Annotated in this window: 12 protein-coding genes; 5 read left to right on the plus strand and 7 right to left on the minus strand. The window is 63.9% G+C overall.

The window, feature by feature from the left end:
* Positions 1–19: 19 nt before the first annotated feature.
* The gene (hppD, locus tag ACO6VM_RS05505) at positions 20–1,096 is read right to left on the minus strand and encodes a 4-hydroxyphenylpyruvate dioxygenase (RefSeq protein WP_422402890.1); all 1,077 of its coding nucleotides are present in this window, start codon (positions 1,094–1,096) and stop codon (positions 20–22) included.
* 315 nt (positions 1,097–1,411) lie between these two features.
* Between hppD and ACO6VM_RS05510 the strand changes: the two genes are divergently transcribed.
* Together ACO6VM_RS05510 and rarD are read left to right on the plus strand one after the other, a co-directional pair.
* On the plus strand, positions 1,412–2,998 hold the full coding sequence (locus ACO6VM_RS05510) for an EAL domain-containing protein (RefSeq protein WP_422402891.1): 1,587 nt from the start codon (positions 1,412–1,414) through the stop codon (positions 2,996–2,998).
* Between the two features lie 36 nt (positions 2,999–3,034).
* Entirely contained in the window at positions 3,035–3,922 is an 888-nt protein-coding gene (rarD, locus tag ACO6VM_RS05515) for an EamA family transporter RarD (protein WP_401057406.1), read from the plus strand.
* Here rarD and ACO6VM_RS05520 read toward each other — a convergent pair.
* Complete coding sequence (locus ACO6VM_RS05520) at positions 3,885–5,456, minus strand: TerC family protein (RefSeq protein ID WP_422402892.1); 1,572 nt, start codon at positions 5,454–5,456, stop codon at positions 3,885–3,887. The two genes, rarD and ACO6VM_RS05520, sit on opposite strands and share 38 nt — an antisense overlap.
* A gap of 260 nt (positions 5,457–5,716) precedes the next feature.
* Between ACO6VM_RS05520 and ACO6VM_RS05525 the strand changes: the two genes are divergently transcribed.
* Positions 5,717–6,301, plus strand: coding sequence for a LysE family translocator (locus ACO6VM_RS05525; RefSeq protein WP_422402893.1), 585 nt, complete (start codon positions 5,717–5,719; stop codon positions 6,299–6,301).
* Between the two features lie 119 nt (positions 6,302–6,420).
* Here ACO6VM_RS05525 and ACO6VM_RS05530 read toward each other — a convergent pair whose 3' ends face one another.
* Entirely contained in the window at positions 6,421–7,200 is a 780-nt protein-coding gene (locus ACO6VM_RS05530; protein ID WP_422402894.1) for an AraC family transcriptional regulator, read from the minus strand.
* A gap of 10 nt (positions 7,201–7,210) precedes the next feature.
* Positions 7,211–7,753 (minus strand): helix-turn-helix domain-containing protein, encoded by a 543-nt coding sequence (locus ACO6VM_RS05535; protein WP_110992595.1) that lies wholly within the window; start codon positions 7,751–7,753, stop codon positions 7,211–7,213.
* A gap of 154 nt (positions 7,754–7,907) precedes the next feature.
* Between ACO6VM_RS05535 and ACO6VM_RS05540 the strand changes: the two genes are divergently transcribed.
* Entirely contained in the window at positions 7,908–8,690 is a 783-nt protein-coding gene (locus tag ACO6VM_RS05540) for an aldolase (RefSeq protein ID WP_422402895.1), read from the plus strand.
* A 33-nt stretch (positions 8,691–8,723) separates the two neighbouring features.
* Positions 8,724–9,617, plus strand: a complete 894-nt coding sequence (locus tag ACO6VM_RS05545; RefSeq protein ID WP_422402896.1) for a dihydrodipicolinate synthase family protein — start codon at positions 8,724–8,726, stop codon at positions 9,615–9,617.
* A 72-nt stretch (positions 9,618–9,689) separates the two neighbouring features.
* Here ACO6VM_RS05545 and ACO6VM_RS05550 read toward each other — a convergent pair whose 3' ends face one another.
* The 3 genes from ACO6VM_RS05550 to ACO6VM_RS05560 all read right to left on the minus strand — a co-directional run bounded on the left by ACO6VM_RS05550 (position 9,690) and on the right by ACO6VM_RS05560 (position 14,451).
* Entirely contained in the window at positions 9,690–10,331 is a 642-nt protein-coding gene (locus ACO6VM_RS05550) for a hypothetical protein (protein ID WP_401057410.1), read from the minus strand.
* Between the two features lie 320 nt (positions 10,332–10,651).
* Complete coding sequence (locus ACO6VM_RS05555) at positions 10,652–12,874, minus strand: TonB-dependent siderophore receptor (protein WP_422402773.1); 2,223 nt, start codon at positions 12,872–12,874, stop codon at positions 10,652–10,654.
* Positions 12,875–13,032: 158 nt separating this feature from the next.
* Positions 13,033–14,451 carry a short-chain fatty acid transporter gene (locus ACO6VM_RS05560; protein WP_125463894.1) on the minus strand — a complete coding sequence of 473 codons (1,419 nt, stop codon included), beginning with the start codon at positions 14,449–14,451 and terminating at the stop codon, positions 13,033–13,035.
* Between the last annotated feature and the right edge of the window lie 145 nt (positions 14,452–14,596).

A 14,596-nucleotide genomic window follows, 5' to 3' on the forward strand; every position in this document is an offset into this window, starting at 1 on the left:
ATGGATAGCGTTGAGTCGATTACTCGACGTTCAGCACGCCACGACGAACCTGGTCACGCTCGATCGACTCGAACAGCGCCTTGAAGTTACCTTCACCAAAGCCATCGTCACCCTTGCGCTGGATGAACTCGAAGAACACCGGGCCCAGCAGGGTTTCCGAGAAGATCTGCAGCAGCAGGCGCTTGTCGCCCGACTCGGAAGCACCGTCCAGCAGGATGCCACGCGACTGCAACTGGTCGACCGGCTCGCCGTGACCCGGCAGGCGCTCTTCGAGCATTTCGTAGTAGGTCTGCGGCGGCGCGGTCATGAAACGCATGCCGAAGCCTTTGAGGGCATCCCAGGTCTTGAGCAGGTCGTCGGTGAGGAAGGCTACGTGCTGGATGCCCTCGCCATTGAACTGCATCAGGAATTCTTCGATCTGCCCCGCGCCCTTGGACGACTCTTCGTTGAGCGGAATGCGGATCATGCCGTCGGGCGCGGTCATGGCCTTGGAGGTCAGGCCGGTGTACTCGCCCTTGATGTCGAAGTAGCGGATCTCGCGGAAGTTGAACAGCTTCTCGTAGAAGCCGGCCCAGTAGGCCATGCGCCCGCGATAGACGTTATGGGTGAGGTGGTCGATGATCTTCAGGCCGGCACCGACCGGGTTGCGATCCACGCCTTCGATGAATTTGAAGTCGATGTCGTAGATCGAGCTGCCTTCTTCATAACGGTCGATCAGGTACAGCGGCGCGCCGCCAATACCCTTGATCGCCGGCAGACGCAGTTCCATCGGGCCAGTCTCGATTTCCACCGGCTGGGCACCCAGCTCCAGGGCGCGGGCATAGGCTTCATGGGCGTTGCGCACGCGGAAGGCCATGCCGCACACCGACGGGCCATGCTCGGCGGCGAAGTACGAGGCGGCGCTTTTCGGTTCGTTGTTGAGGATCAGGTTGATGCCACCCTGGCGGTACAGGTGCACATTCTTGGAGCGGTGGGTCGCCACCTTGGTGAAACCGAGGATCTGGAAGACCGGCTCCAGCACGCCAGGGGTCGGCGAGGCGAGTTCGATGAATTCAAAGCCTTCAAGGCCCATCGGGTTTTCGAAGATATCTGCCATGTTCGTGTCCTCATCTGCAGCAAAAAACGGTTGGATTACTGGCTTGCGATGGCGAACGGAACAGGAGGCGAACAGGGGATGCCGCGCACGCTGCGGGCCAGATAGGCACCAATGATCAGCTTGAATGCAGGGTTTTTCATGGGGACCCATTCTCGGCGGGCTTGATCCTCCGGTTGGCGGAGAACCTTATTGTTGTATTCGTAACGCAATTCTACATTGCGTAAATTTGTTTGTCGCGTTTTAGTTCGTAGGCTACACCGACAAACGGCTATCCTTCGCACTGACACGCCCGTCCGCCACTGGATTCACCTGCGCATGCCCCTGACCACCAAACGCCCTGCCCGCTGGAGCTGGCGCACCCTGCTGCCCTGGGTCGTCGGGGTGCTGCCGCTGGTCTGCGGGCTGGCCGTGACCCGCTGGCAGACCGAGCGCGAACTGCAGGCCAACAGCCTGGCCACCGCACGCGAAGTGGTCGGGCACATGGAGATGATTCTAGACAGCCTGTCCAGCGCCGCGAACCACCTGCTGCCCAAGGCCGGCCAGCCCTGCGAACAGGTGCAGCTGGCGCTGCGCATAGAAGTCACGCGCAATGCGTTCGTGCGCTCCACCAGCCTGTTCGACCGCGACAACCTGTATTGCACTTCGCTGTTCGGCAATTTCGACGAGCCGGTGGATGCGCGCGACTATACCGACGGGCAGCTCTGGCTGATGGACGGCAACTCCGTCACGCCGCGCCATCCACTGCTGGTTTACCGGGTCAGCCAGGGTGATCGCGGGGCGATCGCCACGGTGGACGGCAGCCACCTGCTGACGGCCCTGCGCCTGATCGCGCAGGATGACGAGCTGCTGGTGCGGGTGGGCAACCACTGGATGGGCCAGCAAGGCCTGGTGCAGCAAGGCACACCGCCGGTCGCGGCCAGCGCCCCCGTCAGCGTCTCCTCGGCACGCTACCCGTTCAGCGTGCAGGGCGGCTTCGCCGAGGGCAAGCTGGGCGAGTTGATGCGCTCGCGCTACCCGGCCCTGCTCAGCCTGCTGCTGATACTCGGCGTGGTGGCCGGCAGCGTCTGCCGCTGGCAGGTACGCCGCGCCACCTCGCCCCGCGCCGAACTCGACCGTGCGCTCGAAGCCGGCGAGTTCCTGCCGTACTTCCAGCCAGTGGTGCGCAAAGGCGACTACCACTGGGCCGGGGTCGAAGTGCTGATGCGCTGGCAGCATCCGCGCGAGGGCCTGGTACGCCCGGACCTGTTCATCCCCTACGCCGAACACAGCGGGCAGATTGTCGCCATGACCCGCGCCCTGATGCTCAACACCGCACAAGCCCTGGCACCCCATGTATCGCTGCTGGACGACGGCTTTCACGTCGGCATCAACATCACCGCCGATCATTGTCGCAACCTTGGCCTGCTCGACGATTGCCGCACCTTCCTCCAGCACTTCCCACCCGGGCGTGTGGTACTCACCCTCGAGCTGACCGAGCGCAAACTGATCGAACCCACCCCGGTGACCCTGGAGCTGTTCGAAAAGCTGCACGAAATGGGGGTCATGATCGCTCTCGACGACTTCGGCACGGGCCAGTCCAGCCTCAACTACCTGCGTCAGTTCAAGGTCGACTACCTGAAAATCGACCAGAGCTTCGTCGCCATGATCGGTGGCGATGCGCTGTCGCAACATATCCTCGACACCATCATCGAACTCTCGGCCAAGCTTGGGCTGGGCATCGTCGCCGAAGGGGTCGAGACCGCGGTGCAGCGCGACTACCTGGAGCGCCACGGGGTGGACTTCCAGCAAGGTTATCTGTACGCCCGGCCAATGCCCGCCAACGAGCTGCTCATGGCATTGGCCACGCGCCCGGGCAGGCTGCGGTTGCCGCAAGACGCGCCCCCTGAGATCATGCGCGGCTGATCCGCCCGCTCACCCTTCCCGTTCTTCGAGGCATTCGTGTCAAAAGGCATCGTTTCATCGGTCATGGCGTCCTGTCTGTTCGCCGTGATGTATTTCTATACCTCCTTCCTCGCACCGCTCGACGGCGAGGAAATCTTCGGTTGGCGCACCCTGCTGACGCTGCCCTGCCTGACGTTGTTCATGCTGATTTCCAAAGACTGGAAGCGGGTTGGCGAGCTGTTCGCGCGGGTACGCCGCACGCCCCTGCTGCTGCTGGGCATGGTCGGCACCTCATGGCTGATGGGGGTGCAATTGTGGCTGTTCCTCTGGGCGCCGCTGCACGGGCGCAGCCTGGAGGTATCGATGGGCTATTTCCTGCTGCCACTGGCGATGGTGCTGACTGGCCGCCTGGTCTACGGCGAGCGCCTGTCGCGCCTGCAAAAGGTAGCGGTGAGCTGCGCAGCCCTGGGCGTGGGCCACGAGCTGTACCAGAACGGCAGCTTCGCCTGGGAGACGCTGCTGGTGACGATCGGCTACCCGATCTATTTCGTCTTGCGCCGCCGCTGCCGCACCGACCACCTGGGCGGCCTGTGGTGCGACATGTGCCTGCTGCTGCCGTGGGCCCTGTACTTCGTGGTCCAGGGCCCGTTGTCAGGCGCGGACCTGGCGCAACACCAGAACCTCTACTGGCTGATCCCGCTGCTCGGGGCGATCAGCGCCAGCGCCCTGATCGCCTATGTACTGGCCAGCCGCATGCTGCCGTTCAGCCTGTTCGGCCTGCTCAGCTACGTCGAGCCGGTGCTGCTGGTGGGCGTCGCCCTGCTGCTGGGCGAAACCATCGGCCCGGATCAGTGGCTGACTTACCTGCCGATCTGGGCCGCGGTGCTGGTGCTGGTGCTCGAAGGCTTCAAGCACCTGCTGCGTCAGCGTCGGCGCTCGGTGTAAGGCGCACCTGGCGCACGCGCCGCTCCTCCACCGCCACCACGGTCATGCTCCAGCCGTTCCACTGCAGGCGGTCACCGACAACCGGCAGGCGGTCGAGCAGGCTCATCACCAGGCCCGCGAGGGTCTGGTAGTCCTCGGTGGCACGGGCCACGAAGCCGGTACGCGCCTGCACCTGGGCCAGGTTCAGGGCGCCGCTGACGACGAAACCACCCGCCTCCTCCACCACACCCGGCCCTTCGACCTCGCTGGCGTCCGGCAGCTCGCCGGCGATCGATTCGAGGATGTCGGTCATGGTCAGCACGCCGGTGAAATCACCGAACTCGTTGACCACGAAGGCAATGTGCGTCGACTGCCCACGCATCTGCTCCAGGGCATTGAGGATGCTGAAGCTCTCCAGCAGGTTCAGCGGCGCCCGAGCCAGGGCCTCGAGGTCTGGCTCGTTGCCGGCCAGAAGCTCCTTGAGCAGTTCCTTCTTGTGCACGAAGCCCAGCGGTTCCTCGATGCGACCGCCGCGGATCAGCGGCAGGCGCGAGTACGAGGAGTTGATCAACGCCTGGGTGATCACCTCGGCCGGTTGCGCCAGGTCGATGGCATCGACCTTGGCACGCACCGTCATCACCGTGCGGATCGGCCGCTCGGCCAGGTTCAGCACGCCGCTGATCATCACCCGCTCGCGACGGTCGAAGACCACTTGCTCGCTACCGTCCTCTACCAGGTCGGCGATCTCCTCGCCCACCTCGTCAGCCTCCACCCGGCGTCCGCCCATCAGGCGCAGCACGGCATGGGCGGTACGCTCACGCAGCGGTCGGTGCTGTTGCACGCTGCGTTTGCGACCGGCGCGGGCCAGCTGGTTGAACAGCTCGATCAGCAGCGAGAAGCCAATGGCCGCGTACAGGTAGCCTTTGGGGATATGGAAGCCCAGGCCTTCGGCGGTCAGGCTGAAGCCGATCATCATCAAAAAGCCCAGGCACAGCATGATCACTGTCGGGTGGGCGTTGACGAAACGGGTCAGCGGCTTGCTGGCGACGATCATGATGCCGATCGAGAAGATCACCGCGATCATCATCACCGACAGATGCTCGACCATACCCACCGCGGTAATCACCGCATCCAGCGAGAACACCGCATCGAGCACCACGATCTGCGCGACGATCGGCCAGAACGCCGCATGCCGCGTCACGCCGCCCGACTGGGCGACATGGCCCTCCAGCCTTTCGTGCAGCTCCATGGTGGCCTTGAACAGCAGGAACACACCACCGAACAGCATGATCAGGTCACGGCCGGAGAAGGTCTTGCCGAACACCTCGATCAGCGGGGCGGTCAGGGTGACCATCCACGAGATACTGGCCAGAAGGCCAAGGCGCATGATCAGCGCCAACGACAGGCCGATCACCCGCGCGCGGTCACGCTGATGGGGCGGCAATTTGTCGGCGAGGATGGCGATGAACACCAGGTTGTCGATACCCAGCACCAGCTCGAGGACGATAAGCGTCAGCAGGCCCAGCCAGGCCGTGGGGTCGGCTAGCCATTCCATTAGCGGGTACTCACAAGGGCGGCGTCACGGGGACGGGGGAAGGATGGCCGGGACGGCCAGAAACTGGGGGGCTCCGCGAAGGTGCTCATATAGACCTTGATCAAAAAAAGGGATGACGATCCTACAATCGAAGCAGCTTTTCCCTACAGTGCGAAACTATTACAAAATCTGTAACAGGGGCCTTGAGCATTTTTGTTCAATACCAGCGCCGTGCCTGTCGTCGAGTATGGCGGCACTCCATTGTTGCAAGGAATCTGCGCATGAGCTTGTCCCTGTCGATGGCCGCCTTCGCCTTGGCGGCTTCCATTTCCCCAGGCCCGGTCAATATCGTGGCGCTGGGCAGCGGCGCCCGTCACGGCCTGCGCGCCAGCCTCGGGCACGCCGCCGGCGCCACCCTGGGTTTCTGCCTGCTGTTGGTGCTCACCGGCCTGGGCCTGCATGAGCTGCTGCTGCGCTGGCCGTGGCTGCAGCACTTGTTGCTGTGGGGTGGCGTGCTGTTTTTGCTGTACATGGCCTGGAAGCTGGCCAGTGACGATGGCCAATTGCAGGCCGACGCTGAACAACAGGCACCGACTGCCTGGCACGGCGCGGCCATGCAGTGGCTGAGCCCCAAGGCCTGGTTGGCGGCAGTGGCCGGGGTGGGTGCCTATACCGCTGGCGAGCAGCAACTGTTGTGGCTGTTCACCTGGATCTATGGGCCAATCTGTTTTGTCTCGGTGGCCAGTTGGGCGTGGGCCGGAAGTGTGATTCGGCAGTATCTGGGGGAGCCAAGGCGGTTGCGCTTGTTCAATCGCGGGTTGGCGCTGTTGTTGGTGGCGAGTGCGGGGTATCTGCTGGCAGGTTGAATACCCGTCACGACCGCATCGCGGGGCAAGCCCGCTCCCACGCAAGCCCGCCCCCCACTCTGCGGTCTTGCGTGGGAGCGGGCTTGCCCCGCGATTGGGTTGCCATTGAGCGCCCTGCCTCACCCCGCCCGATAATGCCCCGGCGTCGCCGCCAGGTGGCGCTTGAACGCCCGTTGCAGATGCGCCTGGTCGGCAAACCCGGCCTCCAGCGCCACCTCGGCAATCGGCCGGCCCAGGCGCAGTTGGGCACGGGCGTGCTGCACCCGCTGGTCGAGCAGATAGCCGTGGGGTGTCAGCCCGAAACGCTTGCCGAAAGCGCGAATCAGGTAGGCCCGGGAAAGCCCCACGGCACTGCAGATGTCTTCGAGGGTCAGCGGATCCAGACGATGGGCGCGGATGAACGCGGCAGCCATTTCCAGCCGCGGATGCTCCGCCCTGCGCTGGCCTGTTCGCTCATCGAAAAAGCCAGGCAGCGCTGCGAAGAATGCAACCAGCAGCGCCTCCTTGGCAGAGGCCGGTTGGTCGTCGAACAGGCCGGCAAACACTTCAAGCAACCGACCGTATAACCCCGACGAGGTGCTGAGCGTCACCTCCGGCAGGGTAAAGCCATGCTGCTGCAGCCACGGCAGGTCGACGAACAGCATCAGGTACGACCAGGGCTCCCCCTGGATCGGGTTGCAGGTATGGACCACGCCAGGGTTCATCAACACGGTGCTGCCAGCGCTGATCTCATGCCGGGCATCCCCCGTGAGGTAGCTGCTGCGCCCGCCCGTGATCACACCGATCGAAAAGCTCTCATGGGAATGCGCGGCATAGCACACCTGGCGCCCATCCCCCACGCGCCGGGCCTCGACAAACGGCAAGGCAGGGTCACGCCAAAACCGCGAGGCCTCGATCATCGCCCTGCCCTCACCCTTCCCCGCCCTGCACCACCACCAGCAACTGGGCCTGGCGTTCGCCCACGGAGCGCAGGCGGTGTGGGGTCTGGGCGTTGAAATGCAGGGCGTCGCCCGCCTCCAGCAGCACCCGCTCGCTCATGAAGTCCACCTCCACCTGGCCCTCGTGGACGAACAAGAACTCCTCGCCCTCGTGCTCCTTGAAGGTCGGATCAGTGAACTCGGTGGGGGGCTGGATCAAGAACGGCAACAGGCTGCGCTGGCCAACCTGGGAGGTGAGCACCGCGTAACCCGGCCCCTGGCCGTTGCCGACCAGCGCCTGGCGCTCGCCGCGACGTACCAGGCTATAGCGCGCCTGGCCTTCCTGCTCGCCGTCGAACAGCTCCTCGACATTGACGTTCAGCGCCCGCGCCAGTTTCAGCGCGGCGGCGATCGACGGCGTATTCAGGCCACGCTCGACCTTGGACAGGTAGCTCTTGGTCATGCCGGATTTTTCAGCCAGCACCTCAAGGGTGATCCCCAGTTTCTTGCGCAGCAATTTCAGTCGGATAGACATGTGAAGCGGCTTTCCCGGACAAACGCACTTGCTAATGACACTTTGTGTCATATAGGATTATTTGTGTCATCTGATGGACCGCCCCTCCACCGTCGAAAGCAAGGGGGCGGGCCAGCCGAGACATCCACCATCACGCCACAGAGGATCACTCCCCATGGCCAACACCCTGACACACAGCAAAGACCAACTGGTGCAAAAGGCACTGACGCAGATGCAAGGCTCGCTCGCGGATAATACGTGGACTGTGCGCGAAAAGCTGGCCCTGACCTGCCGAATTCTGTTCGACAATGGCCACGACTCGGGCCTGGCCGGGCAGATCAGCGCCCGTGGCCCGCAACCTGGCACCTTCTACACCCAGCAGTTGGGTCTGGGCTTCGACGAGATCACCGCCAGCAACCTGCTGCTGGTCAACGAAGACCTCGAGGTGCTGGAAGGCCAGGGCATGCCCAACCCGGCCAACCGTTTCCACAGCTGGGTGTACCGCGCCCGCCCGGATGTGAACTGCATCATCCACACCCACCCCACCCACGTCGCCGCGCTGTCGATGCTCGAAGTGCCGTTGGTGGTGTCGCACATGGACCTGTGCCCGTTGTACGAAGACTGCGCGTTCCTCGAAGCCTGGCCCGGCGTGCCGGTGGGCAACGAAGAAGGCGAAATCATCAGCGCCGCCCTGGGCGACAAGCGCGCCATCCTGCTCTCGCACCACGGCCAGTTGTCCACCGGCGCCAGCATCGAGCAGGCCTGTGTCTACGCCCAGCTGATCGAGCGCGCCGCGCGCCTGCAACTGCTGGCCATGGCTGCCGGCGCCATCAAACCGATCGCCCCCGAGCTTGGCCGCGACGCCCACGACTGGATCGACCGGCCCAAGCGCCATGGCGCCGCGTTCAACTACTACGCCCGGCAGGCCCTGCGCCAGCACGCCGATTGCCTCGCCTGACCCTACACTGCCTTGCTTGCGGAGCTATTTAGAATGACCACTCAATTCCACGGCATCATCGGCTACACCATCACCCCCTTCAGCCACGACGGCGAGCAGCTCGACCTGCCCGCCCTGGGCCAATCCATCGACCGCCTGATCGACGGCGGCGTGCAAGTGATCGCCCCGCTGGGCAGCACCGGCGAAGGCGCTTACCTCAGCGACAGCGAATGGCAACAGGTCGCCCAGTACAGCCTGGAGCGCATCGGCAAGCGCGTGCCGAGCATCGTCAGCGTCTCTGACCTGACCACCGCGGGTGCCGTGCGCCGTGCGCGCTTCGCCCAGCAACACGGCGCCGATGCGGTGATGGTGCTGCCAGCGGCGTACTGGAAGCTCAGCGAAGCCGAGATCCTCCAGCACTACCGCGCCATCGGCGCGGCCATCGATATCCCGATCATGCTCTACAACAACCCCGCCACCAGCGGCACCGACATGCCGGTGGAGCTGATCCTGCGCATCGTGCGCGAGGTGGACAACGTCACCATGGTCAAGGAGAGCACCGGGGACATCCAGCGCATGCACAAGCTGCAGCTGCTCGGCGAGGGCCAGGTGCCGTTCTACAACGGCTGCAACCCGTTGGCGCTGGAGGCCTTCGTTGCCGGAGCCAAGGGCTGGTGCACGGCCGCGGCCAACCTGATCCCCGCGCTGAACCAGCAGCTGTACCAGGCGGTGCTGGCCGGCGATCTTGCCCAGGCCCGGGCGCTGTTCTACCGCCAGTTGCCGTTGCTGGATTTCATCCTCAAGGGTGGCTTGCCGGCGACCATCAAGGCCGGGCTGGGCATGACCGGGCTGCCGGTGGGCGAGCCACGGCGGCCGGTGTTCGGCCTGGATGAACCGAACCGGGTGAAACTGCAAGGGTTGCTGGATGAGCTGCGACAGCTGAAATGATCGTGGCCGGGTGCGCTCCACCCATGCGGTGAAGCGTACCCCGCTCCTGCTCGCATCACCTCGGCGCAGGCTTCAGTCGCACAGTTTCCTCGGCGGGGCGCTGCCCGTCAGCGGCACCGGCATCATCATTTCACCCTGGCCGATCGAGGTCAGCTCGCGCACATCGAAACGGCAGGCCAGGCGGGCATTGTCGCCCTGGCCGATGGCGCCCATACCGATGGTTACCTCGTAGTCGCGCCCCGCCTGCAGGTTGTAGACCCTGGCCTCTTCGTCGCAGTAGATCCCCCTGCCCAACGGCGTACCCGCACCGGCTCCCAAGGTCGCAAGCTGGAACGGCGCCGAGGTTGGTACCCGGTACTCGGCCACCACTTCTTCAAGCCGGCCTTCGGCCATGCGCACGGTCGGCGTCAGGCTGAGCAACGGCGGCGACAGCCGCTTGGGCATACCCAGCTGGGCCGGAGCCTTTGGAAACTGCGGATAGTTTTCCAGTGCTCGCCCCGCCGAGAAGCGCCCGGCCTGGACCATCTGGTGGCGCAAGTTGGGTGCACAGCGGCCGGTGACGCTGTCACCGAAGACATCCGAGTTGCTGATCACCCGCATGCGTGCGGTAGGTACCAAACCCGACGGTTCCTGATAGGGCTGCGAAGGGATGCCGGAGCAGCCCGCCAACAAGAGCACGAGCAGAGAGCTCAGGCACGCCGAAACCTTGTTCATTGAAGCTCCTTCATAGCGAATCCCACCAGCGGCCGGTTGCTCGGTGAGCAAATAGTAGAAGGTCAAAGCACTCGATGCTGCAAATACAACATGCCGGATCACCCTCGCATCAAAAGAACGCTAACACGCAAGGTAAAGCCCACTTACTAGGCTCTGTACGAAAAGTTTTGTGGGAGCGGGCTTGTCCCGCGATGGAGCGCGAAGCGCTCCTGTACTCGATATCGAATAGTGTCAAAGACGCCGCGAATTCAGGCGTTGCTGCAGATCGCGGGGCAAGCCCGCTCCCACAACGATGGATGACCATACTTTTCGTACAGAGCCTAGAGTTTCCAGTCCAGGCTGACCATCATCGTCCGTGGCTCGCCGTGATACACCCCGTTATAGAAGCCCAGGTTGTTGTAATAGTGCTCGTCGAACAGGTTCTTCACGTTCAGCGAAGCCGACAGGTGTTCGTCGAACTGATACCGCGCCATCAGCCCCACCACCGAGAAGGCCTTCTGGCTGATCTCGTCGCGCACCGTGATGATCGAACCGTTCGCCGCCCGACCCACTGGCCGGTTGGCCTGCTTGTGGGTATCGCTCTGCCAGTCCAGGGTGCCACCCACGGTCAACGCCGGCGTCAACTTGTAGGTGGTCGAGAAGCGCACCAGGTTCAGCGGCTGCTCGGGGTTCTTGCGCTGCTTGTCGGCGTTGGCCGCGTGGGTGTAGCTGTAGCCCAGGCTCATTTGCCAGTCGGGGCGCACTTCGCCGGCAATCTCGGCCTCGAAGCCTTCGACGACGTTGCCCTTGCCGCCGGATTTGTAGAACACCTCGTTGCCGTTGGGCGGTACCGAATCGTCCTGCTCGGCGACGTTGTCCTGTTTGCTGCGGTACACCGCGCTGCTGAGGTTGAGCCGGTCGTCCATCAGGCTGCCTTTGACGCCCACTTCGTAGACCTTGCCGACGATGGGTTCGAGGTACTGGCGGTTTTTGTCACGTACCGACTGCGGGTTGAAGATGTCGGTGTAGCTGGCATAGACGGTGTACTGCTCGGTAAGGTCGTACAGCACCCCGGCATACGGCGTCCACTGATCGTTCTGGGTCTGCTTGCTGGGCGTCAGTTCGGTGCCATTCTGCGCCTCGTCGTACGACCACTCGCGGCTTTCTGTCTGCCAGCTGCCATAGCGGCTGCCGAGCACAAAGTGTAGGCGGTCGGTGGGGTTGAGCCGGGTGGCGATGTAGCCGGCCTTCTGTTTGGTGGAGTCACGCGATTCATCGAGCCCGGTATCGATATCCTGGAACTTGGCGATGCTGCTCATGTACTTCCAGTCCAGGATCTTCTGGTAACCGTCGGGCAGTGGCCCTCTGATGAAGTAAGGCGACGTGTTGCGCCGCTCGGATTCACCATAACCGACCATGAAGTCGTGGCTACGGCCGAACAGCTGGTAAGGGCCTGCCAGGTTGAAGTCGATGGCGTCCATCTGCTCTTCGCCGCTGAAATGCTGATACCAGGCATTCATGCCGCTGCGGTCGGCGGCGGGGAAACCGTTGCCGCCGTAGTACACCTTGCCATCGCTGTCGGACTCGCGATGGGTATAGGCGAGCTTGAGCAGCCAGTCGTTGGCCAGGCGTTGGTCGAGGGTGGCGAACACCGTCTGGTCTTTCAACGGCCAGGACGACCAGGGCGCGGCCAGGTTGGTCGAGCGCGGCAGGTCGGCCTTGCCGCCAGTGGCGTTCCAGTACGGCACGGTGCCCCAGGAGGCCCCTTGTACGTGCTTGTTCTGGTAGTCGTAGCCCACTGCAAGCACGGTGCTGTCAGTCAGGTCGGCTTCGAGGATGCCGTAGGCCACCTCACGCTGGCTGGCATATTTGTCCATGAACGACTGGCTGTCACGGTAGGCCAGCACCGTGCGCCCGCGCAGGCGCCCTTCAAGGCCCAGCGGTCCGCCGACGTCGAGGTAGCCGTGGTAGTTGTCGTAGCTGCCGGCACTGGCACCAGTGCTGATCGCCAGCTGCGAGGTCGGGCGCTTGCGCACCATGGCGATGGTCCCGGACGGGTCGCCCGCCCCGGTGGTCAAGCCGGTGGCACCACGCACCACCTCGATACGGTCGTAGATGATGGTGTCCGAATCGGACTTGAGGCTCGAGAAGGTATTGAGCATCCCATCGATCTGGAAGTTGTTGATCGAATAGCCCCGCGAATAATAAATCGGCCGCTCGGAGTCGTTGCGCTGCACGGTGACACCGGTGACATGGGTCATGGCTTCGGAGAGCGTGTCGAGCTGGAAGTCGTCGAGCTGCTGACGGGTCAGCACCGAGACCGATTGCGGGGTTTCCTTGATCGACAGGTTCAGGCGCGTCGCTGCGCTCATGCTGCCGGTGGTGTAGGAGCCGCTGTGCTCGGTGGTGCTGCCCAGGCCCTGGGCGAGAATCTCGGTGGTGCCGAGTTCCAGCACGTTGTCGTCGGACCGCTGTTCGGTCTCTTCTGCCTGCGCAAACGGGCTGACGGCGGTGGCACACAGGCCCAGGGTAAGGGCCATGGAACGGCTGATGGGCGCGAACATCGCTGCCTGTCTCCTTGTTCGTTTCGATGAAAGTCCTTGGCTGCCGACCGGGCGGCATTCACATGAAAACGAATCGCACATGCGAATCGTTATCGATATGTCATCGAAACGTAAAAAAGGGCGGTACCTGACCGCCCTTCCCTGGCACTACCCGAGCCTTACGGCATCACGGGCGGCACGTACTGCAAGGTCGTACCCAGCGCCCACAGCAGCACCAGCACCAGCGGCACATGCACCAGCAGCTGGACGAACGAGAAGCCAATCAGGTCGCGCGCTTTCAGGCCCAGCACGCCCAGCAGCGGCAGCATGTAGAACGGGTTGATCAGGTTCGGCAGCGCCTCGGCGGCGTTGTAGATCTGCACCGCCCAGCCCAGGTGGTACTGCAGGTCGTTGGCCACCAGCATCACGTAGGGCGCCTCGATGATCCACTTGCCACCGCCGGACGGGATGAAGAAGCCCAGCACCGCCGAGTACACCCCCATCAACAACGCGTAGGTGTCATGGGTGGCGATCTGGGTGAAGAACACCGAGATGTGGTGGGCCAGAGTCGCACCGTCGACACCCTTGACCTGGGTGAGGATGGCGGCGATCGAACCGTACAGCGGGAACTGGATCAGCACCCCGGTAGTGGTCGGCACCGCGCGGGCCACGGCATCGAGGAAGCTGCGCGGGCGCCAGTGCAGCAAGGCGCCGAGCATGATGAACAGCAGGTTGTAGGTGTTCAGCCCGGAAATCGCGGTGATCGCAGGCTTGGTGGCGAACTCCTGGTACAGCCAGCCGCCGGCCAGGGCCACCAGCAGCAGGATCAGGATCGGGCTGTACTCCAGCCACTCGCCCGGGCGCGTGCGCTGCGGCGCCGGCGGTGCGCTGAAGCTGGGGTCGACGCCGCAGTCTTGCGCACTGCGCGCGCTGTTCGGCCCCGGTGCGGTGGCATAGGCGATCACCAGCGAGACGATCACCAGCGCCGCCAGCATGACCCCGGACTGCCAGAGGAAGATGGTTTCGGTGAACGGGATCACCCCGGTGATGGACAGGATCGACGGCGGCAGGCTGGCCGGGTTGGCCTGCAACTGCGCCGCCGACGACGACAGCCCCAGTGCCCATACTGCGCCGAGCCCCAGGTAGGCAGCGGCACCGGCGGCGCGATAATCCATCTTCAAGTCGGTGCGACGAGCCAGGGCGCGCACCAGCAGGCCGCCGAACACCAGCGACAGGCCCCAGTTGAGCAACGAGGCGAGCATCGAGATCAGCGCCACCCAGCAAACGGCCGAACGGCCGTTTTTCGGCAGCCGCGCCAGGCGGTCGATCAGCCGCGCGGCAGGTGGCGAGCTGGCCACCACATAACCGCCGATGACCACGAAGGCCATCTGCATGGTGAACGGGATCAGGCTCCAGAAGCCATCGCCGAAGGCCTTGGCGGTGTCGGTGGGCTTGCCGCCCATCACCAGCGCGCCCAGGCACACCAGCATCACGGCCAGGGCGGCGAACACCCAGGAGTCGGGGAACCAGCGTTCGGCCCAGTTGGAGCAGCGCAGGGCAAAGCGAGCGGAGCGGCTGTCTTGGATATCAGCGGCCACGGGGTTTTCCTTTTATTTGTTTTTTTGATTTTCAACACTGAAGCAACGCAAAAGCCCTGTGGGAGCGAAGTCGTGGGAGCGGGCTTGCCCCGCGATAGCGCCCTACCAGGCGATCGTGGCACCTGGTCTGACGCTATCGCGGGGC

Source organism: Pseudomonas sp. GZD-209 (genome assembly GCF_049310485.1).
Lineage (GTDB): Bacteria > Pseudomonadota > Gammaproteobacteria > Pseudomonadales > Pseudomonadaceae > Aquipseudomonas > Aquipseudomonas sichuanensis.